The sequence below is a fragment of the Nonomuraea deserti genome, from assembly GCF_004348685.1.
Classification (GTDB): Bacteria; Actinomycetota; Actinomycetes; order Streptosporangiales; family Streptosporangiaceae; genus Nonomuraea; species Nonomuraea deserti.
Window position 1 is genome coordinate 1 of record NZ_SMKO01000123.1, and the last position, 22,119, is coordinate 22,119.

Here is a 22,119-nt window from a genome sequence, read left to right on the forward strand (position 1 = left end):
GGGTGCGGGTGGGGCTGCACCTGCATGTGGACTTCGACCTGGGCGGCGTGCTGGTCGTCGAGGGGCGCCCGCTGGGCGGGGCGAGCGGCACCGGCGCCGAGTTCGGGCACATGCCGCTGGACGGCGGCGACCGGCCCTGCATGTGCGGGGCGATCGGCTGCTGGGGCATGGACGTCGGCGCGAACGCGCTGCTGCGCCACGTCGGCCTGGAGCACGGCGGCGGCCGGGGACGCGAGCAGGCCGAACGTGTGCTGGCTACGAGCGAGGAGGCGGTGGCGGCCAGCGCCGCCGCGCTCGGCCGCGGGATCGCGGCCCTGGTGAACGCCCACGACCCCGAGGTGGTGACCCTGTCGGGCCACGGCGTGGAGCTGGCGGAGCGTGCGGGCGGGACGCTGCTGCGGGCCTGCGAGCCCCGTCTCATGGCGATCCGCCGCGACCCCCCGCCCAGGATCGAGGGGTCGGCTCTGGGCTGGCGCGGGGCGCTGCTGGGCGCCATGGAGTCGGTCTTCGACGTTTTCCTGAGTCCCGAAGGGCTCGAAAGGTGGCGGGAAAACCACCCTGACCAGGGTCGCGACACGCCCGGCAGGCGAAATGTGACGCATTCCACCCCGGAGGGAGATAAGCCGCTATAGCGCCCACACATCCGAACACGTTTGCGATCTTGCGCGGCCCCCGCCGGCGGGCGGTACGGCTGCGAGGATCCGCCGAGCTGGAGCGCCATGATCCGGGCGGCGGAACGCGTGGACCGGGAGCCCGTGCCCCCATGACGGAGGCGGCCGTGACGCGGGCGTTCCAGCCGTGCGCGGCGATCTCCGTCGCGCCCGCGGACGTGCGGGGGTGTCCGGCGTCTTCCCAGCGTACGGGGGGGTGCGGAGGGGCGCTCGCGCCGGGCGGGGCGCGTGCCCCGGTCGCCCTGCGCGGGAGTGCCACGGACCCCGCGGGGCCGGCGGCTCGCGACGGCACGCTCGCGGGGCCGGCCGGGGCCCGATCGGCCTGCCTCCGAGGTGGCGTCCCGCTCTGCGGGGCTACGGTGAGAGAGAACGCGTGGTCGGCGGCGTGGGGGCGGCGAAGGCACGGTCACGCGGCACATGGCGTGCGCGGAAGCGGCCGCGACGGGGTGGCGGACACGTTGAGCCGGGCGCTTTCCGCAACACGAACCGCTGGTATCCGCCATGATTAGCCACTGCACCACGGGTAACAGAACCCGAACGTAAACTCCCCGAGGAGAGAACAGAGATGGCACTTCCCACTCTCACCCCCGAGCAGCGTCAAGCGGCTCTGGCCAAGGCGGCCGAGGCGCGTGCCGCCCGCACCGCCCTGCTGGCCAAGGTCAAGGCCGGTGAGCTGACGTTCGCCCAGCTGCTCGAGCGCGACGACGACATCGCGAAGAAGATCAAGGTCTCCCAGGCGCTGCGCGCCGTCAAGGGCGTCGGTCCGGCCAAGGCCACCGCGCTGATGGAGGAGGCGGGCGTCGACGAGAAGCGCCGTCTCGGCGGCCTGGGCGCCCAGCAGCGCAAGAAGCTGGTCGACGCGCTCGGCTGACCCCGAGCGGCCAGGTCCGCGCGCAGCGCCGCGCGGACCGGCCAGCCACCCCTCAGCGCGGCCGAGGAGGGACCGGAGAGCGGAGCCGCCCCCGCTCGCCGGCGGGCCGGGGCCGAGGGTGCGGGCGAACCGACAACGACATAAGAGTCAGGACCGCAGGTAGGTCAGCACAGCGAGCACCCGGCGATGCTGGTCGCTGTCCTCCGCGTAGAGGCCGAGCTTGCTGAAGATGCTCCTGATGTGCTTCTCCACGGCCCCGTCACTGATCACGAGCTGCCGCCCGATGGCCGGATTCGACTTCCCCTCGGCCATCAGCCCGAGCACCTCACGCTCACGCGGCGTGAGCTGCGCCAGCGGGTCGTCCTTGCGCCTGCGTACCATCAGCTGGGACACCACCTGCGGATCGAACACGGTGCCGCCGGCGGACACCCGCCGCAGGCCCTCGAGAAACTCGTCGACGTCGACGACGCGGTCCTTCAGCAGGTAGCCCACCGCGCCACGGGCGTCGGCCAGCAGGTCGTCGGCGTAGGAGACCTCCACGTACTGCGACAGGATGAGCACGGGCGCGCCCGGCACCCTGCGCCGCGCCTCGACGGCCGCCCTGAGCCCCTCGTCGGTGAACGACGGCGGCATGCGCACGTCGACCACCGACACGTCGGGCTTGTGCTCGGCGACGGCCTCGACGAGGCCGGGACCGTCACCGACGGTCGCCACCACCTCGCAGCCGAACTCTTCGAGCAGCCTGACCAGGCCCTCCCTGATCAGGACCGCGTCATCGGCCACGACTACGCGCACGGCACCTCCGCTACGATCGCTGTCGGCCCTCCCTCGGGCGAGTGGACCGACAGCTCCCCGTCGACGGCGCGGAGCCGGTCGGCCAGCCCGGCGAGACCGTGTCCCTTGGCGACGCTCGCGCCGCCGACACCATCATCCCCGATCGTGAGCATCAGACCATCACCGATGCGGACAAGCTGGACCGTGCAGACGGTGGCTCGGCTGTGCTTGGCAACGTTCGTGAGAGCCTCGGCGCAGACGAAGTAGACGGCGTTCTCGACCGACGCCTGATAGCGCTCGACCGTCTGCACGTCCAGATCCACGGGGACCGTGCAGCGCCCGGCCAGGGCGGCGAGCGCGGGCGCGAGACCGCGGTCCGACAGGATGGGCGGGGCGATGCCGCGCGAGAGCGCGCGCAGCTCGTCGAGCGTCTCCCGGGTGGCGGTGATCGCCGACTTGAGCGTGGTCTGCGCCGCGCCGGGGTCCTTGGAGATCTGCCGCTGCACCCTCGACAGCTCCATGGCCAGCGAGACCAGCCGCTGCTGCGGGCCGTCGTGGATGTCGCGCTCCAGCTTGCGCAGCGCGTTGGCCTCGGCTGAGACGGCGGCGGCGCGTCCCTCGGCCAGGTCGTCGATGCGCTCGTGCAGCTCGGCCACGCCGGTCAGCAGCGCCCGGCCGAGCCCGGCCCGCAGCAGCGCGGCCCCGCGCACCATGAACGGCATGAGCAGCGCGAAGACCAGGCCGACGCTGACGTAGAAGACCGAGTTGACGACGTAGCCGTCGCCGAGGCCGAGCAGCTCGGGCAGCTCCGTGTTGCCGGGGATCCGCATGGTGATGATGCCGTACAGCGGCCAGGTCAGCCCCGCCAGGGGGATCGTCCAGAAGACGACCGTCAGCACGAACGCCACGATGGCGAACGGCAGGCTGACGATGCCGTGCAGCAGATCGAGCCAGGACTGCCCGCTGGTCAGCGGGTTGACCAGCCGGCGGAACCAGCCCGCGCCGGGCGGGGCCGGCTTGTAGCGGGGCCGCACCGGAGGGCGCTTGAGCACGTCGGACAGCCAGCCGCGCTCCGCGTCGGCGAACCCCCGCGCCATCATCAGCGTGCCGGCCAGGAGCGGCACGCCGAGCCACACGACGAGAGTGCCCGTGCCGGCGGAGAAGCCGGCGACCATGAGCACGAAACCTATGACGGTCGTGGGGAAGCCCACCAGCGTGTAACGGGTGTCGAGAAGGACACGCCTCATCAGGGAGCGCATGGCCCCAACGCTATTTCGTCCCGTCGCCCCGGACGAGCGGGTGCACCGGTGTCCGGGGGTAGGGCCAGCCCTACCGGAGCCGGTGGTGCGATCTTGACCTCGACAGGGTGGGCGGCGGCAATGTGCGCGGGCGCCCGCGGCGGAAGCCTTGAGTCATCCGTCCCCTGCGAATCGAGGCGCCCCCATGACCGTCCTGCTGGACCGCCCCACCCCCGCGGCCACAGCCGCAGCCACAGGGCCGCGCCGCACGGCAGGCGTGCGCGCCCTGGCGCGGGACCCGTTCATCGACCTGCTGCGCGTGTTCGGCATGGCGCTCATCGTCCTGCAGCACTGGACCATCCCGGTCCTGTCGTACGACGGGGTCCGGCTGACCACGGGCAACGCGCTGTCCACGCCCGGCGTGTGGGTGGTGACCTGGATCAGCCAGGTGATGCCGCTGGTGTTCTTCGCGGGCGGCGCCGCGAACGCGATCGGCTTCGGGCGGAGCGGGAAGAGCGCGCCGCGGTGGCTGGCGGTGCGGCTGCGCCGGCTGGCCTGGCCGCTGCTGCCGCTGGCCGCGGTGTGGATCCCGCTGCCGCACATCCTGCTCACGCTGGGCGTGCCCGAGCAGCCGCTCGACGTGGGCGCGAAGCTGACCGGGCAACTGCTGTGGTTCCTGGCCGTCTACCTGATCGCCGTCACGGTCACCCCGTACGCGCTGCGCCTGCACGAGAGGTACGGCCTGTGGGTCCCCGCCGGTCTGGCCGCCGGGGCGGTGCTGACGGACGTGGCGCGCTTCGCCACCGGGTTCGACGCCGTGGGCTACCTGAACATCGTGTTCGTCTGGCTGGCCGTGCACCAGCTCGGCTTCCTCTACGCCGAGGGCCGGCTGCGCCACGCGTGGGCGCTGGCGGCAGGCGGCTTCGGGGCGGCGGCGCTGCTGGTGGCCTACGGCCCCTATCCAGGCAGCATGATCGGGCTGCCGGGCGCCGAGATGTCGAACATGGCCCCGCCCACCCTCGCCATGCTGGCCGTCTCCGCCGGGCAGATCGGGCTGGCCGTGCTGCTGCGGCCGTGGTTGCTGCGGCTGCCCACGGGCCGGCTGCTGGACTGGGCGGGGCCGCGGATCATGACCGTGTACCTGTGGCACATGCCGGCCCTGTTCGCCGTCACCGGCGTCGTGGTGGTCCTGCTGGGCGTCGAGACGCCCGCGCCGGGCAGCGCGCTCTGGTTCGCCGGATGGCCGCTCTGGTTCGGGCTGCTGTGCCTGGTGCTGTGGCCGCTGCTGAAGGGGTTCGCCAGGTTCGAGACGCCGCCCGCGCTGCCGTACGGCAAGGCGGGCTGGGGCATCGTGCTCGGGGCGACCGCGCTGGTCGGCGCAGGGGTGCTGACCCTCACCGTGGGCGGCTTCGCCCCCGGCGGCGGGCCGTTCCTCGCGGTGATCGCGCTGCTCGGCGGGCTGCTGCTGACGGCGCCACGCACCGGGACGTGAAGTGCGGGAAACACCGGTGTAATCCGCCGGTGAGCAGAATGGAAGGCATGACGAAGGTCCGAGCCCTCACCGACGCCGACCTGCCCGCCGTCGCCGCCATCTACGCGCACTACGTGACGGGCAGCGTGGCCACCTTCGACGAGACGCCGCCGTCGCTGGAGGACTGGCGGGCGAAGGCGGCCGGCGTCACGCGGGCCGGGCTGCCCTTCCTGGTGGCCGACGTCGACGGCCGGATCGCCGGTTACGCCTACCTCGCCCAATACCGTCCCAAGCCCGCCTACCGGCACACCGTCGAGGACACCATCTACCTCGCGCCCGGCCTGACCGGGCGCGGGCTCGGCCGGCTGCTGCTCGGCGAGCTGATCGAAGCGGCGCGCCGGACGCACGCCCGCCGGATCGTGGCGGTGATCGCCGACTCGGGCGACCCGTCGTCGGCGCGGCTGCACGAGGCGTTCGGCTTCGCCGCGGCCGGCCGGCTGAGGTCCGTGGGCTTCAAGCACGGGCGCTGGATCGACACCGTCCTGCTCCAGCTCGACCTGGCGGTTCGGCCTGATCGGGGCGAAGCCGGTTCGACCATCGGGCAAACTTCGGCAGGATAGAGGGCGTGAGCCTACTCGTTGACCGCCTGCCAGATGACATCGACGCCGATCCCGACGCCATCTTCGACGCCTTCGTCGCCTGGAACGCCGAGCGGGGGCTCACCCTCTATCCCGCCCAGGAGGAGGCGCTCATCGAGGTCGTCTCCGGCAGCAACCTGATCCTGGCCACGCCGACGGGCTCGGGCAAGTCGCTGGTGGCCGCCGGCGCCCACTTCGCCGCGCTGACGCGGGACGTCCGCACGTTCTACACCGCGCCGATCAAGGCGCTGGTGTCGGAGAAGTTCTTCGACCTGTGCGCCGTCTTCGGCACCGAGAACGTCGGCATGATGACCGGCGACGCGAGCGTCAACCCGGGCGCGCCCATCATCTGCTGCACGGCCGAGATCCTGGCCAACGTGGCGCTGCGCGACGGGGCCGCGGCCGACATCGGCCAGGTCGTCATGGACGAGTTCCACTTCTACGCCGAACCCGACCGCGGGTGGGCGTGGCAGGTGCCGCTGCTGGAGCTGTCCGGCGTGCAGTTCATCCTGATGTCGGCGACGCTCGGCGACGTGTCGATGTTCGAGCGCGACCTGACCAGGCGCACCGGGCGGCCCACGTCCGTGGTCAAACACTCCGAGCGGCCGGTGCCGCTCGTCTACTCCTATCGGATGACCCCGCTGCACGAGACGCTGGAGGAGATGCTCAGCACCGGCCAGGCGCCGGTCTACGTCGTGCACTTCACGCAGGCCGCCGCCATGGAACGCGCCCAGGCCCTGATGTCGATCAACATGGCGACGAAGGCCGAGAAGGAGGCCATCGCCTCGATGATCGGCGGTTTCCGGTTCACCACCCGGTTCGGGCGCGCCCTGTCGCGGCTGGTCCGCCACGGCATCGGCGTGCACCACGCCGGGATGTTGCCGAAATACCGGCGGCTGGTGGAGCGGCTCGCCCAGGCGGGGCTGCTGAAGGTCATCTGCGGCACCGACACGCTCGGCGTCGGCGTCAACGTGCCGATCAGGACGGTGCTGTTCACGGCGCTGTCGAAGTACGACGGCAACAAGGTGCGCCGGCTGCGTGCCCGCGAGTTCCACCAGATCGCCGGGCGGGCCGGCCGGGCGGGCTTCGACACGATCGGCTACGTCGCCTGCCAGGCGCCCGAGCACGACATCGAGAACGCCAAGGCGCTGGCCAAGATCGGCGACGACCCCAAGCGGCGGCGCGGCTATGCCCGCAAGAAGCCGCCGGAGGGCTTCGTGGGCTGGAGCGAGGACACCTTCGTCAAGCTCCAGGAGGCCGAGCCCGAGCCGCTCAACTCGCGGTTCAAGGTCAGCAACGCCATGCTGCTCGCGGTGATCAACCGGCCGGGCGACTGCTTCCAGGCGATGAAGCACCTGCTGACCGACAACCACGAGGACCGCAAGTGGCAGCGGCGGCACATCAGCCAGGCCATCGCGATCTACCGGTCGCTGCTGGCCGGCGGCATCGTCGAGCAGTTCGCCCAGCCCGACGAGCAGGGCAGGCGGGCCCGGCTGACGATCGAGCTGCAGGAGGACTTCGCGCTCAACCAGGCGCTGTCGACGTTCGCGCTGGCCGCGTTCGACCTGCTCGACCGCGAGTCGCCGTCCTACGCGCTCGACGTGGTGTCGATCGTGGAGTCGATCCTCGACGACCCGCGCCAGATCCTGTCCGCCCAGCTCAAGAAGGCCAGGGGCGAGGCCGTCGCGCAGATGAAGGCCGACGGCGTCGAATACGAGGAGCGGATGGAGCAGCTGGCCGAGGTCATGTATCCGATGCCGCTGGACGACCTGCTGCTCGGGGCGTACGAAACCTACCGGCGCGGGCATCCGTGGGTCGGCGACTACACCGTCAGCCCGAAGTCCGTGGTGCGCGACATGTACGAGCGGGCCATGACGTTCGCCGAGTACATCCAGTTCTACGAGCTGGCCCGGTCCGAGGGCACGGTGCTGCGCTACCTGGCCGACGCCTACCGCACGTTGTCGCGCACGGTGCCGGAGCATCTCAAGACCGACGACCTGGTCGACCTGATCGAGTGGCTCGGCGAGCTCGTCCGCCAGGTCGACTCGTCGCTGATCGACGAGTGGGAGAAGCTGACCAACCCGGCCGCGGTGCTGGAGCAGAAGGACCAGCTGGAGGCCAAGGTGCGCCCGGTCACCGCCAACCCGCGGGCGTTCCGGGTGCTGGTGCGCAACGCCATGTTCCGGCTGGTCGAGCTCTGCGCCGTCGAGAAGGAGGACGAGCTGGAGGAGCTCGCCCCCGACGTCGACTGGGGCGCGGCGCTGGACGCGTACTACGACGACCACGAGGAGATCCTCACCGACGCCGACGCGCGGGGGCCCGCGCTGCTGCGGATCGAGGAGGAGAGCGGGTTGTGGAAGGTCCGGCAGACGATCAGGGATCCGGCCGGCGACGGTGATTGGGGCATCGACGCCCAGGTCGACCTGGCCGCCTCCGACGAGGAGGGCCGGGCCGTGCTCCACGTGATCGGGCTCAACCGCCTCTGAGATCCTGGAGAAGCGACAAGCCCTGTGCCGGAACGGACTGGCAAGGGCGCCCCGGCACAGGCCTGTCGATTAAGTGTCCGGTTCGCAGCGTTGAGGTCGTGTCATGACCATGTCTCAAGATCGAGACATTTCGTGACATGGACGGTTACAAAGAGTCAGGAAGCCTCCCGTCGATCATAGGACAAAATAGGTGAGGTGAACGACCACGACCTCCGGCGCGTCCTCGGGCTGCTCGCCCAGGACGACACGTTGCGCGCCTTCGCCGCCCTGGCGCTCGGCCTCCCCGGCGACCTGTCCCCCAAGGTGCTGCACAAGCTGGCCACCGGCGGCCTGGCCGCCCGCGACGACGACGGCAAGTGGCGGGCCACGCCCGAGCGGTTCCGCGAGCTGCTGCGCGCCCACGCGGAGCCGGCCGAGGAGCTCGGCGCGGAGGAGCGGGTGTTGCGCGCGTTCCTGGTCGACGGGCGGCTGACGACCACGACGATGCGGCGCGACAAGCGGCTCGTCGTGCTCCGGCACATCGTGCGGGTGTTCGAGCCGGGGGCGCGCTATCCGGAGAAGGACGTCAACGTGGCGCTGCGAGCCTTCCACGACGACTACGCGGCGCTGCGCCGCTACCTGGTCGACGAGGGGCTGCTGTCGCGGGAGGGCAACGTCTACTGGCGCAGCGGCGGCCCGGTCGACGTCTGACGGGCCCCCGGCCCGCCACACCGGGGGTCCCGTCCGGCGAACACCCCATCCAGGCGACCGGCCCAGCCAGGGAAAGGGCCCACTGCAGGGGACATCTCAGCCAGGCGGGCGGCTCACTCCGCGCTTCCGCCAGGCGGGTGCGTTCGTCAGGCGGGCGCGCGGGAGGGGCACGTCCGCCGGGGGCAGGCCGCCGCCCAGCAGGTACGCCTCCGCTCCCCCGTACCGGTCGCGCAGGTGGGTGAGCGTGGCGGTCATCGTGGCCGCCGTCACCTCGGCGAAGAGCCGGCGCGACCGCGTGCAGCGCCGCGGGAGCCGCCGGCAGCGGGCTGGGCTCTGCGGCGCACTCGGCGGCCAGGCGCAGGTCGGCGACCAGGGCCACCCCGATCTCCGCCAGCGCGGGCACGGTCTCGGGCCGGAGGCGGTCGGCGCGGATGAGCGCGCCCCTGCGGACGCGGCCGCCGCCGGAGACGGGCAGCCCGCCGAGGTCCCGCACGTTCCGGCACCCCGGCCACGCCAGCGTCCGCGAATCCGCGGGTGGCCGCGCCGGTTCCGGAGGGGTGGTCATCGCAGGTCCCTGAGGTTGCTGGTCCATGAGTCGATCGTGGCCTGCCAGGCGGCCGGGTCCTCGGGGCGGCCGGGCACGCCGGGGCGGGTCTGCCAGGGCAGCGGCCCCGACGCGCGCCGGTACTCCACGCCGATCGCGTCCAGCCGCCCCAGGTGCGCGGACAAGCGGGCACGGAAGTCCGGCAGGTCGCGGTCTGCCGGGCTCCAGACGGTCTCGGCGAAGGCGGCCAACCGCGGGAAGGCCATGTAGTCCACCTGCCGGTTGGAGTCGATCAGCTCGGTCCACACGCCGCACTGCGCGCCCAGCACCCGCGCGGCGTCCGGCCGCCCGCGCAGCTCGGCGGGGACGGGTTCGAAGGCGTAGACGTCCTCCAGCGCGAGCACGGTGCCGAAGGGTACGGGCTCGTCCTCCCCCGGCCCCTGCCGGTAGTCGAGGTAGACGGAGGTGTTGGCGCAGTTGACGATGTCGTGCCCGCGCCGGGCGGCGGCGACGGCCCCGAGGTCGCCGCGCCACGACGCCACCACGGCGCCCGGCGCGAGCCCGCCCTCGAGGATCTCGTCCCAGCCGACGAGCCTGCGCCCGCGCGTGGCCAGGTGGTCGCCGAGCCGCCGCACGAACCAGCTCTGCAGCTCCTCCTCGTCGTTCAGTCCCAGCTCGCGGATCCGCCGCTGGGCGGCCTGGCTGGCCTTCCACTGGTCCTTACGGCACTCGTCGCCGCCCACGCACACGTACGGCGAGGGGAACAGCTCGATCACCTCGTCGAGCACGTTCTGAAGGAACGCGATGGTGCTCTCCTCGACGTTGAGCACGTTCTCGCCGATCCCGCAGGTCGTGCGCACCTCCAAGGGCACGCCGAGGTTGCCCAGCTCGGGGTGGGCGGCGATGGCGGCCTGGGTGTGTCCCGGCACGTCGATCTCCGGGACGACCGTGATGTGGCGCCGCGCGGCGTACGCGACGATCTCCCTGATGTCGTCCTGGGTGTAGTAGCCGCCGTGGGGGCGGCCGTCCATGGCGCCGTTCCAGCCGATCTGGCTCTCCGCGCGCCACGCGCCGACCTCGGTGAGCCGGGGGTAGCGGCGGATCTCCAGCCGCCAGCCCTGGTCGTCGGTGAGGTGGAGGTGCAGCACGTTCAGCTTGTGCAGGGCCATCAGGTCGATAAACCTCAGCGGATCATGCTTTGTCATGAAATGCCGGGCGACGTCGAGGATGCAGCCGCGCCAGCCGAAGCGCGGCTCGTCCTCGACGTACGCGCCGGGCACCCGGAAGGGGCCGCCTGCCGCCGACCACCTGGACGACCAGCTGTTCACTCCCGACAGCGGACCGCTCCCGGTCAGCCGCTGACGCCGCGCAGGCGGGCACGATATTCGCGGGGCGGCATGCCGTACTCCTTGCCGAAGGCCCTGCTGAAGTGGAAGGGGCTGACGAAACCGCACGCCACCGCCACCTGGCCGACGTCCATGTCGGTCACCTCCAGCAGGCTCGCGGCGTGGCGGGCCCGCGCCCGGCGTACCACACGCATGGGGGTCTGACCGGTCTCCTCGGCGAACAGGTGGGCGAAGCGGGAGGGCGAGAGCGCGACGGCGCGGGCCAGCGAGGCCACCGAATGCGGGGCGCCGGGCTCGGCCGCGATGATCGCCAGGGCACGGCGTACACGTTCGTCGCCCTCCTCGCCCGTCCGCGTGTCCTCGGGGCGCGCGGACGCGGTGGCCAGCACCAGCACCTCCTCGACGGCGCCGAGCACCAGCTCCCGCGCCGGCCCGCCCACGGCCAGCGCCGGGACCCGCGCCTCGGCCGGCGCCACCCGCGCGAGCCCCGGCGTCCATCGCGCGTCCTGGAGCGCCCGCCGGAACGCCAGATCGACGCGCTCGTGCACGTACGGCGGCACCCCGGCGACCAGATGGCAGCCGTCTCCCTCGGCGTACGGCGCCAGCCACGCCGCCCAGCCGGGCCGCGGCTGGAAGTGCGCCCACCAGAACCGCCACCGCTCCGCGCCCGCCCGCACCCGGTAGTGCTGCGCCACTCCCGAGCCCAGCACCGCCAGGTCGCCCGCGCCCGTCGCGAACGACGTGCCGCCCTGCTCGACGAGCCCCTCCCCCGCCTCGGTCCACAACAGCAGCCAGCTGGGCGATCCGGTCGGGCGGCGCGTCGCGTAGCCGGGCGCCTTGTCGTAGTGGCCCACGATCAACAGCTCGGCAGCAGGAACAGACAGGTCCTCAGCGGTCACAGGCATACCGTCGCACGAACGTCCTCTCTAGCGTGAGACCCATGAGGCTCAACGACTTCCACGACCGGGGATTCATGCTGGCGCCCGCCCTCCTCTCGCAGGAGGAGGTGGCCGAGCTGCGCGAGGAGTTCATGGCGCTGCACGCCAGGGGGCCGATCCCCGGGCACTTCGCCCCGCAGCCGCAGGAGCCCGGCCGGCCGTACGACATCCTGCGCGACTATCCGCGCATCATGCACCCGCACCAGGTGAACGGCGTGGCCCTGCGCTTCCTGCTGGACGCGCGCATCGCCGCGATACTCCGCGACCTCCTCGGCGAGGAGCCGATAGCAGCCCAGAGCATGTTCTACTTCAAGCCGCCGGGCGCCAGGGGCCAGGCCCTGCACCAGGACAACTTCTACCTCCGCGTCGAGCCGGGCACCTGCGTGGCCGCCTGGGTGGCGCTCGACCGGGTGGACCGGGCGAACGGCGGCCTGGAGGTGGTGCCGGGAACGCACCTGATGGACCTGTTCTGCCCGGAGGAGGCCGACCAGGGCGCGTCGTTCACCAGGGAGTACGTGCCACCGCCGCCCGGCCTCGAACGGGTGCCCGTCGACATGGACCCCGGCGACGTGCTGTTCTTCAACGGCAGCCTGGTGCACGGCTCGGAGCCCAACACCACGAGCCACCGGTTCAGGCGCAGCTTCATCTGCCACTACGCGGGCCGCTCGGCCGAGCGCATCGCGGAGTACTACCCGACGCTCACGATGTCGGGCGAGCGCGTCCGGCTGGAGCCGTCCGTGGGCGGCGGCCCCTGCGGCACCGAGATCATCGGCCCGCACTGAGCGCGTCAGCCGCCGGAGACGTCCGACTCGGCCGCCTCCGGCACCACGCAGTCCCACGGATCGTCCAGCCATCCGTCCGGCAGCAGCACCTTGGACCGCTCACCCGACTTCCCGCGCGGGGTGTCGGTGTTGGGCGGCCACGGCTGGTCGTGATCCAGCTTGGCCAGACCTTCGCGCAGCCCGTCGAGCGACTCGGCCGTGGCCAGCTCGCGCCGCAACTCGCTCCCGACCGTGAATCCCTTCAGATACCACCCGACATGCTTGCGGAAGTCGGCCACCGCGTAGCGCTCGATGTCGAAGCACCCGGTCAGCCCCTCGGCGTGCCTGGCCATCGTCTCGGCCACGTCGCCGAGCGCCGGCCTGGCCCGCTCGGGGCTGCCGTTGAACGCGTTTTCCAGGTCCTTGAACAACCACGGCCGGCCGAGGCACCCGCGCCCGACGACCACGCCGTCGCAGCCCGTGCGCGCCACCATCCGCAGCGCGTCGTCGGCGGACCAGATGTCGCCGTTGCCCAGCACGGGGATCTCCGGCACGGCCTCCTTGAGCCGCGCGATGGCCTCCCAGTCGGCCACGCCCCCGTAGTGCTGGCGGGCCGTGCGGGCGTGCAGGGCGATCGCCGCGACCCCCTCCTCGACCGCGATGCGCCCGGCGTCCAGATAGGTCAGGTGATCGTCGTCGATGCCCTTGCGCATCTTCATCGTCACGGGCAGCGCCCCGGCGTTCGCGACGGCCTCGCGCAGGATCCGCCGCAGCAGATGGCGTTTGTACGGCAGCGCCGACCCGCCCCCGCGCCTGGTCACCTTGGGCACCGGGCAGCCGAAGTTGAGATCGACGTGGTCGGCGAGACCCTCCTCGGCGATCATCCGGACCGCCCGGCCCACGGTGGCGGGGTCGACGCCGTACAGCTGGATGCTCCTGGGCCGCTCGGACTCCGCGAACCGGATCATCCTGAGCGTCTTGGGGTTACGCTCGACCAGCGCCCGCGTGGTGATCATCTCTGACACGAACAATCCCGCGCCCTGTTCCCGGCACAACACCCGGAACGGCGCGTTGGTGATGCCCGCCATGGGCGCGAGCACCACCGGCGGCCACACCTCGATCGGCCCAATCTTCACCCGCTCAGTTGTAGCGCAGGTCAGGCCGCGAGCGGTATTCGCCCATGGGTGTGACAGCCGGCGCGCGCACCCGGCCGTGGACGAGACTTCAGCTCGTCCGGCGCCGCGTCAGCACTTCTTCGGGGATGTCACCTTGACGACGGTGCGGCCGAACGTCGAGAACTTCTTGTCCCCCTTTGTCTTCGGATTCACGGTGAGGCACTTGCTCTTCACCGGCTCCGGGAGACCGGCGCCGTCGACCCACGTCTGGATGGTGCGCTTCTGGTTGCAGTGGTTGTTGAAGTAGATGGTCGTCGAGATGTTCGTGCCGGTACCCCAGGAAACGCTGAGCTTCTTCCCCTTGGGCGTCTTGCAGTCGAACTTCTTCCTTTCGACGTCCTTGGTCCCCACGTCAGGGGTGACCACCGCTTCGTCGGTGACCGCCGCGTCGCCGGGGGTGGCAGCCGCGGCCCCGGCGGAGCCCACCGTGAGCATGGCCGCGGTGATGACGCCGGCGGCGATTCCCGTGAGCATTCGCATGAACATCCTCCCGTTTATGGACATATCGAACAGAAGCTGACTCCGCCTGTCCGAACGTCCTGCTGTGATGCGTCAGGACTTTCTATGGGCCGGGATGTTTCCTCAGCGTTTCCGACGTGACCGGCCGGCCATGCCGCAGACGTCATAGCCTGCCGGACCATCAGGGAGGCGGCCTCGGACACCTCACCGATAAACTGTGAACCGGCATCTTCACGCGGGGGGACACGGATGCTTCTTCGAGTGCGCCTGGTGCTGCCCGACCGGCCGGGCTCTCTGGCCCAGGTGACGAGGGTCCTGGGGGCGGCGGGGGCCGACATCACCCAGGTGACCGTGCTCGACCGGGGCGCCGGCCGGGCCGTCGACGACATCACGATCTTCAACCCGGCGGGCGCGCCCAGGCAGGCGCTGGTCAAGAGCCTGGAAAGCGTCGAAGGCGTGACGGTCGAGGGCGTCTGGACCACCCGGGAGGCTCCCGGCACCTACCCCGAGCTGGAGATCCTCAAATACATCACCACGGCGGGCGACCGGGCGCTGAGCACGCTCGTCGACTCGCTTCCCGTGCTGTTCAGCGCCGACTGGGCCGCCACGACGACGGCCGAGCAGCAGATGGTCTATGCGAGCTGGCGCGCCCCGCAGCAGCCGCCCGCCATCCCGGCCGACGTCCCGGCCCGCCCCATCGCCCTGACCCTCGGCGCCGACCTGCACGTCATCCACGCCCCGCTGCCTCCTCTGGCGCTGTCCCTGGTGCTGGCCCGCTCCGACGGCCCCTCCTTCCACCGCATCGAGGTGCACCGCCTGACGAGGATCCTGGAGATCTTCCTCAGCCTGCCCGCGACCGAACGCAGCATGGTCCGGCTGCTCCACGACGAAGGACCGGAAGCATCCGGTCGAAAAACCCGCTAGAGTTGTCGGAGCAACGCGGAAGTGGCTCAGTGGTAGAGCATCACCTTGCCAAGGTGAGGGTCGCGGGTTCGAATCCCGTCTTCCGCTCGGAGTTCGGGCTCGGTGGCGTGGCCGAGAGGCGAGGCAGCGGCCTGCAAAGCCGTCCACACGGGTTCAAATCCCGTCGCCACCTCCACGGACGATTAGCTCAGCGGGAGAGCGCTTCCCTGACACGGAAGAGGTCACTGGTTCAATCCCAGTATCGTCCACCAGCTGGAGCGAAACCCCGGTTTCTCGTCGGAGCCGGGGTTTCGTGCTGTATGCCGTGGCCGTTCCGCCGCTCGCGCTGAGCGGCGCCGCCGTTCGAGCGATCAAGCGTCGCTCTGGCGGCGCACCACCAGCCAGTTGATCAACCACAGCAGCAGCCCGACGGCCAGGAGCAGGCCGGCCCGGATGTACACCTCGGCGGGCCGGCCGGTCAGCGGGCTCGCCAGGACGAAGGCCAGCACGGCGCCGATCACCGGCAGGGCCGTGGGCGTGCGGTAGTGCGCGTGCTCCACCCGGTCCTTGCGCAGCACGAGCACGGCCACGTTGACGATCGTGAAGACGCACAGCAGCAGGAACGCGGTCGTGTCGCCGAGTCCCGCGATCTCTCCCGTCGAGATGAGCGCGATGGCCAGCGCGGTGGTGAAGATGATGCCGATCACCGGAGTGCGGCGGCGCGGATCGACCCATCCGAGGCGGCGGGGCACCACACGTTCGTTGGCCAGGCCGTACACGAGCCGGGACGCCATCATCATGTTGATCAGAGCCGAGTTGGCGACGGCGAAGATGGCGATCGCGGCGAAGAGTTGCGGCGGGAAGTTGAGCCCGCCGGCCTTCACCACCTCGAGCAGCGGGCCGGACGACTCCTCCAGGACCCCGGGCGCGACGAGCAGCGATGAGGTGATGGCGACGAGGATGTAGACGACACTGGTGATCGCCACCCCGAGGAAGATCGCCCGAGGGAAGTTCCGTGAGGGGTCCTGCGTCTCCTCGGCCATGTTCACCGAGTCCTCGAACCCGACGAACGCGAAGAAGGCCAGTGCGGTGCTGCCGAGCAGCGCGTACATCAGGCCGCCCGCCTGCTCGGCGTCGATCTCGACCAGCCTGGAGGGCTCGCCCGCCCCCGTGAACACGGTGTAGACGCCGATCAGGATGATCACCAGCAGGCCGGAGAGCTCGATCAGCGTGAACACGATGTTGGTCTTCACCGACTCGGAGACGCCCCGGTAGTTCAGCGCCGCGACGGCGACGATGAAGACGATGCCGACCACCACGCTCGGCAACGTGAAGAACGCCTCCAGGTAGTCGCCCCCGATCGCGCGGGCCGCCGCGCTGGCCGAGGTGAGGCCGGAGCACATCACCGTGAACGCGACCATGAACGTGAAGAAGGGCTTCTTGAAGGCCTTCTGGGTGTAGAGCGCGGCGCCCGCCGCCCTGGGATACTTCGTGACCAGTTCGACGTAGGACATCGCGGTGAGCATCGCGATGACGAAGCCGATCAGGAAGGGCACCCAGAGGGCGCCGCCGACCTGGCCGGCCACGGTGCCGGTCAGCGCGTAGACGCCTGTGCCCAGGATGTCGCCGATGATGAACAGGATGAGAAGCTTGGGGCCGATAGCCCGCTTGAGGGGAACGTGGCCGGCCTCGGGTGCGGCGCTCGTCATGCAGATCTCATTCCCCGATCACGGTTCCTGACACCGGGTTCGGCTACCCCACGCGGCCGGGCCGTTACGACGCCCGCTCACCTGCGGATGGGAGCCAGGGCGGTCAGATCGATGTCCAGGAGCGTGGGCCCCGGACGGGTCACGGCGGCGGCGAACTCCGTGTCGAATCCGGCCGCGTCCGTGATCCGGCGCGTCGCGATCCCGAACGACGCCCCGAGCGCCGCGAAGTCCGGCGTGACCAGGTCCACATCCTCGGCCGCGCCCTCCCCCGTGCCGCGGACGATCCCGCGGAGCACGCCGTACGCCCGCGGCACGCGCCTTCACGGCCGCTCCCCTCGGGTGGTGGCCGGCCCGCCCGACAGCACCTCGTTGATCTCGGCGACCGCGTCGCCCAGCGCGCGGATGCCCTTCTCGTGGTCGAACCGGCTGCTCGGCCCCGCGACGCTCAGCGCCCCGACGCACCGCCGTTCGACGTCGAACACGGGGGCGGCGATGCCGAGCACGCCCTCCAGCCAGCGGCCCTCGGAGGTCGCGTAACCGCGCTCGCGCACCCGCGCCAGCTCGTCCTCCTCGGGCAGCTCGGCGCCGAGCTCGCGCAGCTCGGCGAGCTGGCGCTCGGTCGCGTAGGCCAGCAGCACCTGCCCCGACGCGCTGCGGCTGATCGGCATCCTGGCCTCGGCCCGCAGGTCCACCTGGAGAGGACGGCCGGGTTCGATGCGCTGGATGATCGTGGCGGTGCCGCGTTCGAGTATGGCCAGGGAGACGGCCTCGCGTACGACGTCCACCAGGCGTTCCATCACCGGCAGCACACGTTCGCCCAGCCCTGCCTGGCGTAGCGCCGCCTGCCCGATGCGGGCCGGCCGCAACGTCAGCCGGTAGGTGCCGTCACCGGCCTGCTCCATCCACCCGGCTGCGACCAGGGTGACGAGCTGCTGGTGCACGGCGGCGCGGGTCAGGCCGAGCTCGCGGGCCAGCTCGGCGACGGGTACCGAGCGCTCGGCACCGGCCACCACTTCGAGCATCTTGAGGCATTTGAGCGCGGTGCTCAGCGGCTGGGTTCGCGGCGCGTTGTTCTCAGTCAAGGGTCATGTCCTCGGTGTCGGGTTCGCGGGGCTGCCACCACGGGCCTGGGTCTCCAGCGGCCAGCTCGGCGCGTGTGGGAGCGCCCTGGAAGATCAGGCCGCGCAGGGTGCGGCCCAGGAAGTCCTTCGTCCGGTCGAGACCGTAGAAGGCGGTGTTGGCCAGCCGGATGATGTGCACCGGCAGGAAGTCCAGGTCGAGCATGTCCATCCGGGGCAGCGCGTACGGCAGGTCGCGCAGCGCCTGGAGCCGTTCGACCGCCGCCCGCTCCTCCGGATGGTCGAAGAGCGCCCGGCCCACCCGGCTGCGCGGGTCGTAGCGGGCCATCAGCCGCGACAGCCGGCGCACGTCGCCGGGCACGTCCACCGACAGGTCGAAACCGCCGGGGAACTGCTCGCGCGGCCCGGACCGCGGCTCCTCCGCGGCCCGCGACTTGTACCAGACCCTGGCCCGGCGCGCCTCGTCGGCGAGGGGCAGGTCGTGCGCCCACGCGTACGGCCCGCGCAGCATCGCGCCGAACTCCCGCACCGTCATGCCCGGGTCGCCGATGAGCCGCTCGTCCACGACGAGCCGGTCGAACTCCCCGTCCGCCTCGTCCGGCAGGAGCTCCATGAGCAGCGCGTTCAGGATCTCCTCGGTCTCGGGGGCCACCGTGGCCTCGACCGCCCGCCGCAACGTCTCGAATGGGTACGGCCCGCGCGGGCCCTCATCGCGCAGCTCGGCCGCATGCTCCCGCACCTGGCGCAGCTCGGCGGCCAGCCGGGGCCCGGCGGGGAAGACGCCGTAGCGCACGGGGTCCTGCTCGCGGTGGACGATCGCGCCGTCGAGCAGACTGACGAGCCGCCCGTACGCCGGGTCGCCGGCCGGGAAGCAGAGCCGTCTGGCCCGCGCCAGGGCGTCCTCGCGCACGCGCAGCCAGCGGTCGACCATGCGCGGATGGTTGGCGACGAACAGCACGAGGCCCAGCGCCGACCCGTTGCCCAGGCCGAGATGGCGCCGCAGCGCGGGGGCGAGCCGGGCGGCGCCGGGGCCGGCGGCGCGGGCCAGGTGATCGCACAGGTCGAAGCTGAATTCGCGATCAGGTAGGCGGTGAGCATCTGCGCGTGATACGGCGCCCTCAGCGGATGGTCGGGCCCGTAGGACAGGTAGGTGCGGGTGCCGAACGTGCCGTTGGCGTCCAGGCCGGTGTTGCGCATGAGGTAGCCGACGTGGCGCAGCCGGTCGAGGCCGGGCTGCCGCACGCCGGCCAGCGCTCCCACCGCGTGCTCGAACGCCCGCAGGCTCCGGTTGGACCGGCACCACACGAGCGATCCCGGCGCGGCGCGGCCCGCGTACAGTTTGGGCAGCTCCGTCCGCGTCTGCTCGATCCGCCCGGCGTCGGCCTCGCCTTCGAGCAGCGCGCCGACCATGTCCCAGCTCCGGCCGATGATCCGCGGGGTGCGGTCCACGAAGCCCGGCTCGGTGCTGAACGCCACGAACGACAACACTCCAGCGTGCGTCTCGACCCGGTAGACGGCCGTGCCGTCGCCGCGGTCGTCCAATTGCAGCCGCTCCGCATCGACCGTCCATCCCTTCCGCAGCATGGTTGTCACTTTCCCAAGTTGTGTGCACGGCTGTCCTGGGCTTTCGAGCGTCTGTGCAGAGGACTATGAAGCACCGACTTGTCCGTAGTTCTTTGCGCTACGGTGCAGTTGTTCCCCTACTCGCGTGCGCGACGGTGAGGTCCCGGCATGGATGGCGGGCGGGCGCAGATCATTGAGCGGGGCGTGCTGACCGCCCCGCATGAGGCGTGGGACGTGGCGGTACGCCAGGCGGAGGTGATCGGCCGGCTGGCCGCCGAGCCGCAGGTGGGAGCGGCGGCCGCGGACGCGGCTGCGTCCGAACTGGGGATCTCGCAGCGTCAGGTGTACGTGCTGCTGGGCCGGTGGCGCGCGGGCGAGGGCGTCGTGTCGGACCTGCTTCCCCGGCGCTCCAGCGGCGGCCGGGGGCAAGGCCGGTTGCCGGCGGCGGTCGAGGCGATCCTGCGGGAGGTCATCGACGCGCGGTATCTGAACCGTCAGCGGCGCTCGGTGGCGGCGGTCTACCGGGAGGTCGTACGCCGGTGCCGAGCCGGTGGTATGTCAGTGCCAGCGCGCAAAACGCTGGCGCGGCGGATCGAGGCGCTGGATCCGGCGACGGCCGCCGCGGCGCGGGAGGGCGCCGACGGGGCGCGCCGCCTGCGCTCGGCGGGCGGCGATCCGCCGAGCATCGAAGATTTGCTACAGCAGGTCCAGATCGACCACACGCCCATCGATCTGGAGGTGGTCGACGAGCGGCATCGGCTGCCGATCGGCCGCCCGTACGTCACTGCGGCCATCGACGTGGCCAGCCGCTGCGTGGTCGGCCTGGTGGTCACGCTGGAGGCGCCGTCGGCGCTGTCGTCCGGACTGTGCCTGGCGCACACGGTGTGCGACAAGCGGCCGTGGCTGGAGCGGCTCGGGTGGAGGCGGTGGCCTGGCCGATGAGCGGCAAGCCGCACGAGATCTACGTGGACAACGCCACTGAGTTCCGCAGCGAGGCGCTGCGCCGGGGTTGCGTGCAGCACGGGATCATGCTGACGTACCGGCCCAAGGGGATGCCGCACTTCGGCGGCATCATCGAGCGGCTGATCGGCACGATGATGCAGATGGTGCACGAACTGCCCGGCACGACCTTCTCCAACCCGGCCGAGCGCGGCAGCTACGACAGCCAGGCCAGGGCGGTGCTGACCGTCGCCGAGCTGAACCGGTGGCTGGCCCTGGCGGTGGCCGCCTATCACGGCCAGGTGCACGGCACGCTGGGCCAGACCCCGGCCGGACGGTGGGCCGAAGGCCTCGCCGCCGACGGCCGTCCGGCCACGGTGACCAGCGAGACGGCGTTCCTGGTCGACTTCCTGCCGGTGATCCGGCGGACGCTGACCCGTACCGGCTTCACGGTTGACCACGTGCAGTACTACAGCGACGTGCTCAAGCCCTGGATCGCCCGCCGGGATCGGCTGGAGAAGTTCGTGCTGCGCCGCGACCCGCGCGACATCTCCCGGGTCTGGGTGCTGGACCCTGACGGGCACGTTTACCTGCCGGTCCCGTACCGGACACTGTCGCGCCCGCCGATCAGCGTGTGGGAGCAGCGCGCCGCGATCGCCCGGCTGCGCGAGAGCGGCCGCGCCCAGGTCGATGAGAACGCCCTGTTCGCCATGGTGGAGCAGATGCGGCAGATCACCGAGAACGCGGCGGCCAAGACCCGCCGGGCGCGCCGGGATGTCGAGCGCCGCTCGGCGACCCCCGTACCGCGAGCAGTTTCGCCGGCGCCCCCGCCGCCGACCTCGCCGCCGGGCAAGGGGTGGGCGGACGACACGCCGGTGCGGCCGTTCGAGGTGATCGAGCAGTGGTGAGCAGCGAGCAAGACATCGAGCCGGAGATCGAGCCGGAGCCAGGGTCGGCAGAGGATCTGTCGCACTTGCATGAAAGCGCCCGGCCGGTGGCCCGGCTGCCCGCCACCGAGCGGCTGGCCCGGGTACGGGCGGATCGGTGGATCGGCTACACCCGCGCAACGCAGGCGCTGGACCAGCTGAACACGTTGTTGGACTGGCCGGCCAAGCAACGGATGCCGAACCTGCTGGTGATCGGGCCGACCAACAACGGCAAGTCGATGATCATGGAGAAGTTCCGGCGCTTGCACCCGCCGATCTGGCACCCGGACCGGGAGGAGATCCCGGTGCTGATGGTGCAGATGCCCTCCGACCCGCACGTGGCCCGCTTTTACACCGCGCTGCTGAGCGCGCTCGGCGCGCCGCTGCGGCCTCGCCAGCGGCTGGCCGAACATGAGCAGCTCGCGGTGCGGCTGCTGCGGCAGGCCGGCGCGCGGATGCTGGTGATCGACGAACTGCACAACGTGGTGGCCGGGCGCGGCGAGGCGCGCCGCGAGTTCCTCAACCTGCTGCGCTTCCTGGGCAACGAACTGAGGGTCCCGCTGGTCGGCGTCGGCACCCGGGACGCCTATCTGGCGATCCGCTCCGACGACCAGCTGGAGAACCGCTTCGCGCCCTTCGTGCTGCCGCGCTGGGAGCCCGGCCGGGAGGCGAGCACCCTGCTGGCCAGCTTCGCCGCCGCCTTCCCGCTGCGCCGCCCCTCCTACCTGGCCACCCCGGAGACGACCGAATACCTACTTACCCGCAGCGAGGGCACCATCGGGGAGCTGGCCGCGCTGCTCACCGAGGCCGCTGTCGCGGCGATCGAGTCCGGCGAGGAGGCCATCAACCAGCGCACCCTGCTCCTGGCCTCCTACGCCGGCCCGACCGAGCGGCGGCGCAAGTTCGAACGCGAGCTGGTGTGAGGCGCGAAGGCGTGT

The 22,119-nt window shown here is 71.5% G+C and carries 23 protein-coding genes, 3 tRNA genes and 1 pseudogene; 15 read left to right on the top strand and 12 right to left on the bottom strand.

Annotated features, from left to right (window positions below):
• Positions 1–632, top strand: a 632-nt coding sequence (locus E1292_RS33115) for an ROK family protein (protein WP_132600227.1), incomplete at its 5' end; no start/stop codon positions are given.
• 604 nt (positions 633–1,236) lie between these two features.
• Positions 1,237–1,542, top strand: a complete 306-nt coding sequence (gene mihF, locus E1292_RS33120; protein ID WP_043641121.1) for an integration host factor, actinobacterial type — start codon at positions 1,237–1,239, stop codon at positions 1,540–1,542.
• Between the two features lie 147 nt (positions 1,543–1,689).
• Here mihF and E1292_RS33125 read toward each other — a convergent pair whose 3' ends face one another.
• The gene (locus E1292_RS33125; RefSeq protein WP_132600230.1) at positions 1,690–2,337 is read right to left on the bottom strand and encodes a response regulator transcription factor; all 648 of its coding nucleotides are present in this window, start codon (positions 2,335–2,337) and stop codon (positions 1,690–1,692) included.
• A complete protein-coding gene (locus E1292_RS33130) occupies positions 2,328–3,575 on the bottom strand; it encodes a sensor histidine kinase (RefSeq protein WP_132600233.1) in 1,248 nt (415 codons plus the stop codon). Before E1292_RS33130 ends, E1292_RS33125 begins: the two co-directional genes overlap by 10 nt.
• A 184-nt stretch (positions 3,576–3,759) precedes the next feature.
• Here E1292_RS33130 and E1292_RS33135 point away from each other — a divergent pair, with 184 nt between their 5' ends.
• The 4 genes from E1292_RS33135 (at position 3,760) to E1292_RS33150 (ending at position 8,839) form a co-directional block, all read left to right on the top strand.
• Positions 3,760–5,046 carry an acyltransferase family protein gene (locus tag E1292_RS33135; RefSeq protein ID WP_132600236.1) on the top strand — a complete coding sequence of 429 codons (1,287 nt, stop codon included), beginning with the start codon at positions 3,760–3,762 and terminating at the stop codon, positions 5,044–5,046.
• Between the two features lie 47 nt (positions 5,047–5,093).
• Entirely contained in the window at positions 5,094–5,645 is a 552-nt protein-coding gene (locus E1292_RS33140; RefSeq protein ID WP_132600239.1) for a GNAT family N-acetyltransferase, read from the top strand.
• Positions 5,642–8,149 (top strand): DEAD/DEAH box helicase, encoded by a 2,508-nt coding sequence (locus E1292_RS33145; protein WP_132600242.1) that lies wholly within the window; start codon positions 5,642–5,644, stop codon positions 8,147–8,149. The genes E1292_RS33140 and E1292_RS33145 overlap by 4 nt, the downstream gene beginning before the upstream one ends.
• A gap of 195 nt (positions 8,150–8,344) precedes the next feature.
• Positions 8,345–8,839 (top strand): DUF2087 domain-containing protein, encoded by a 495-nt coding sequence (locus E1292_RS33150; RefSeq protein ID WP_181958332.1) that lies wholly within the window; start codon positions 8,345–8,347, stop codon positions 8,837–8,839.
• 96 nt (positions 8,840–8,935) lie between these two features.
• Here E1292_RS33150 and E1292_RS51565 read toward each other — a convergent pair whose 3' ends face one another.
• The 4 genes and pseudogenes from E1292_RS51565 to E1292_RS33165 form a co-directional block, all read right to left on the bottom strand.
• Positions 8,936–9,094, bottom strand: coding sequence for a tyrosine-protein phosphatase (locus tag E1292_RS51565; protein ID WP_165974865.1), 159 nt, complete (start codon positions 9,092–9,094; stop codon positions 8,936–8,938).
• Between the two features lie 61 nt (positions 9,095–9,155).
• A pseudogene (locus E1292_RS55915) lies at positions 9,156–9,431 on the bottom strand (tyrosine-protein phosphatase); the annotation flags it as partial.
• The gene (locus E1292_RS33160) at positions 9,401–10,711 is read right to left on the bottom strand and encodes a beta-N-acetylhexosaminidase (protein ID WP_246090502.1); all 1,311 of its coding nucleotides are present in this window, start codon (positions 10,709–10,711) and stop codon (positions 9,401–9,403) included. The gene E1292_RS33160 and the pseudogene E1292_RS55915, both read right to left, overlap by 31 nt.
• A gap of 23 nt (positions 10,712–10,734) precedes the next feature.
• Positions 10,735–11,628, bottom strand: coding sequence for a helix-turn-helix domain-containing protein (locus E1292_RS33165; RefSeq protein ID WP_220447179.1), 894 nt, complete (start codon positions 11,626–11,628; stop codon positions 10,735–10,737).
• 41 nt (positions 11,629–11,669) lie between these two features.
• On the opposite strand from E1292_RS33165, the gene E1292_RS33170 reads away from it, so the two are divergent.
• Positions 11,670–12,449 carry a phytanoyl-CoA dioxygenase family protein gene (locus E1292_RS33170; RefSeq protein WP_132600254.1) on the top strand — a complete coding sequence of 260 codons (780 nt, stop codon included), beginning with the start codon at positions 11,670–11,672 and terminating at the stop codon, positions 12,447–12,449.
• Between the two features lie 5 nt (positions 12,450–12,454).
• On the opposite strand, the gene dusB is transcribed toward E1292_RS33170, so the two are convergent.
• Positions 12,455–13,564, bottom strand: coding sequence for a tRNA dihydrouridine synthase DusB (gene dusB / locus E1292_RS33175; protein ID WP_246090503.1), 1,110 nt, complete (start codon positions 13,562–13,564; stop codon positions 12,455–12,457).
• Between the two features lie 108 nt (positions 13,565–13,672).
• The gene (locus tag E1292_RS33180) at positions 13,673–14,107 is read right to left on the bottom strand and encodes a hypothetical protein (protein ID WP_132600257.1); all 435 of its coding nucleotides are present in this window, start codon (positions 14,105–14,107) and stop codon (positions 13,673–13,675) included.
• Between the two features lie 204 nt (positions 14,108–14,311).
• Here E1292_RS33180 and E1292_RS33185 point away from each other — a divergent pair, with 204 nt between their 5' ends.
• From E1292_RS33185 to E1292_RS33200, 4 genes are all read left to right on the top strand, one after another.
• A complete protein-coding gene (locus tag E1292_RS33185) occupies positions 14,312–14,986 on the top strand; it encodes an ACT domain-containing protein (protein WP_132600260.1) in 675 nt (224 codons plus the stop codon).
• Positions 14,987–15,001: 15 nt separating this feature from the next.
• Positions 15,002–15,073: transfer RNA gene (locus E1292_RS33190), tRNA-Gly, on the top strand.
• A 14-nt stretch (positions 15,074–15,087) separates the two neighbouring features.
• Positions 15,088–15,161, top strand: a tRNA-Cys gene (locus tag E1292_RS33195).
• A 1-nt stretch (position 15,162) separates the two neighbouring features.
• Positions 15,163–15,237, top strand: a tRNA-Val gene (locus tag E1292_RS33200).
• Between the two features lie 99 nt (positions 15,238–15,336).
• On the opposite strand, the gene E1292_RS33205 is transcribed toward E1292_RS33200, so the two are convergent.
• The 4 genes from E1292_RS33205 to E1292_RS33220 all read right to left on the bottom strand — a co-directional run bounded on the left by E1292_RS33205 (position 15,337) and on the right by E1292_RS33220 (position 18,684).
• Positions 15,337–16,674 (bottom strand): APC family permease, encoded by a 1,338-nt coding sequence (locus E1292_RS33205; RefSeq protein WP_132600263.1) that lies wholly within the window; start codon positions 16,672–16,674, stop codon positions 15,337–15,339.
• 77 nt (positions 16,675–16,751) lie between these two features.
• On the bottom strand, positions 16,752–16,988 hold the full coding sequence (locus tag E1292_RS33210; RefSeq protein WP_132600266.1) for a hypothetical protein: 237 nt from the start codon (positions 16,986–16,988) through the stop codon (positions 16,752–16,754).
• Positions 16,989–16,994: 6 nt separating this feature from the next.
• Entirely contained in the window at positions 16,995–17,756 is a 762-nt protein-coding gene (locus E1292_RS33215; protein WP_132600269.1) for an IclR family transcriptional regulator, read from the bottom strand.
• The gene (locus E1292_RS33220; RefSeq protein ID WP_132600272.1) at positions 17,749–18,684 is read right to left on the bottom strand and encodes a hypothetical protein; all 936 of its coding nucleotides are present in this window, start codon (positions 18,682–18,684) and stop codon (positions 17,749–17,751) included. The genes E1292_RS33215 and E1292_RS33220 overlap by 8 nt, the downstream gene beginning before the upstream one ends.
• A gap of 6 nt (positions 18,685–18,690) precedes the next feature.
• Here E1292_RS33220 and E1292_RS51570 point away from each other — a divergent pair, with 6 nt between their 5' ends.
• The 4 genes from E1292_RS51570 to E1292_RS33230 all read left to right on the top strand — a co-directional run bounded on the left by E1292_RS51570 (position 18,691) and on the right by E1292_RS33230 (position 22,104).
• The gene (locus E1292_RS51570; RefSeq protein WP_165974866.1) at positions 18,691–18,840 is read left to right on the top strand and encodes a hypothetical protein; all 150 of its coding nucleotides are present in this window, start codon (positions 18,691–18,693) and stop codon (positions 18,838–18,840) included.
• 644 nt (positions 18,841–19,484) lie between these two features.
• A complete protein-coding gene (locus tag E1292_RS56170; protein WP_246090504.1) occupies positions 19,485–20,258 on the top strand; it encodes a TnsB C-terminal domain-containing protein in 774 nt (257 codons plus the stop codon).
• Positions 20,216–21,163, top strand: coding sequence for a TnsB C-terminal domain-containing protein (locus E1292_RS56175; protein WP_246090505.1), 948 nt, complete (start codon positions 20,216–20,218; stop codon positions 21,161–21,163). The genes E1292_RS56170 and E1292_RS56175 overlap by 43 nt, the downstream gene beginning before the upstream one ends.
• Positions 21,160–22,104 carry a TniB family NTP-binding protein gene (locus E1292_RS33230; RefSeq protein WP_246090506.1) on the top strand — a complete coding sequence of 315 codons (945 nt, stop codon included), beginning with the start codon at positions 21,160–21,162 and terminating at the stop codon, positions 22,102–22,104. The genes E1292_RS56175 and E1292_RS33230 overlap by 4 nt, the downstream gene beginning before the upstream one ends.
• Positions 22,105–22,119 lie beyond the last annotated feature (15 nt).

Coding starts and splice junctions, on each gene's coding strand:
- mihF (WP_043641121.1), top strand. CDS start 1,237: ATGGCACTTCCCACTCTCACCCCCGAGCAGCGTCAAGCGGCTCTGGCC.
- E1292_RS33130 (WP_132600233.1), bottom strand. CDS start 3,575: ATGCGCTCCCTGATGAGGCGTGTCCTTCTCGACACCCGTTACACGCTG.
- E1292_RS33135 (WP_132600236.1), top strand. CDS start 3,760: ATGACCGTCCTGCTGGACCGCCCCACCCCCGCGGCCACAGCCGCAGCC.
- E1292_RS33140 (WP_132600239.1), top strand. CDS start 5,094: ATGACGAAGGTCCGAGCCCTCACCGACGCCGACCTGCCCGCCGTCGCC.
- E1292_RS51565 (WP_165974865.1), bottom strand. CDS start 9,094: ATGACCGCCACGCTCACCCACCTGCGCGACCGGTACGGGGGAGCGGAG.
- E1292_RS33170 (WP_132600254.1), top strand. CDS start 11,670: ATGAGGCTCAACGACTTCCACGACCGGGGATTCATGCTGGCGCCCGCC.
- E1292_RS33180 (WP_132600257.1), bottom strand. CDS start 14,107: ATGTCCATAAACGGGAGGATGTTCATGCGAATGCTCACGGGAATCGCC.
- E1292_RS33185 (WP_132600260.1), top strand. CDS start 14,312: ATGCTTCTTCGAGTGCGCCTGGTGCTGCCCGACCGGCCGGGCTCTCTG.
- E1292_RS33205 (WP_132600263.1), bottom strand. CDS start 16,674: ATGACGAGCGCCGCACCCGAGGCCGGCCACGTTCCCCTCAAGCGGGCT.
- E1292_RS33220 (WP_132600272.1), bottom strand. CDS start 18,684: ATGGTCGACCGCTGGCTGCGCGTGCGCGAGGACGCCCTGGCGCGGGCC.
- E1292_RS51570 (WP_165974866.1), top strand. CDS start 18,691: ATGGTTGGCGACGAACAGCACGAGGCCCAGCGCCGACCCGTTGCCCAG.
- E1292_RS56170 (WP_246090504.1), top strand. CDS start 19,485: ATGGATGGCGGGCGGGCGCAGATCATTGAGCGGGGCGTGCTGACCGCC.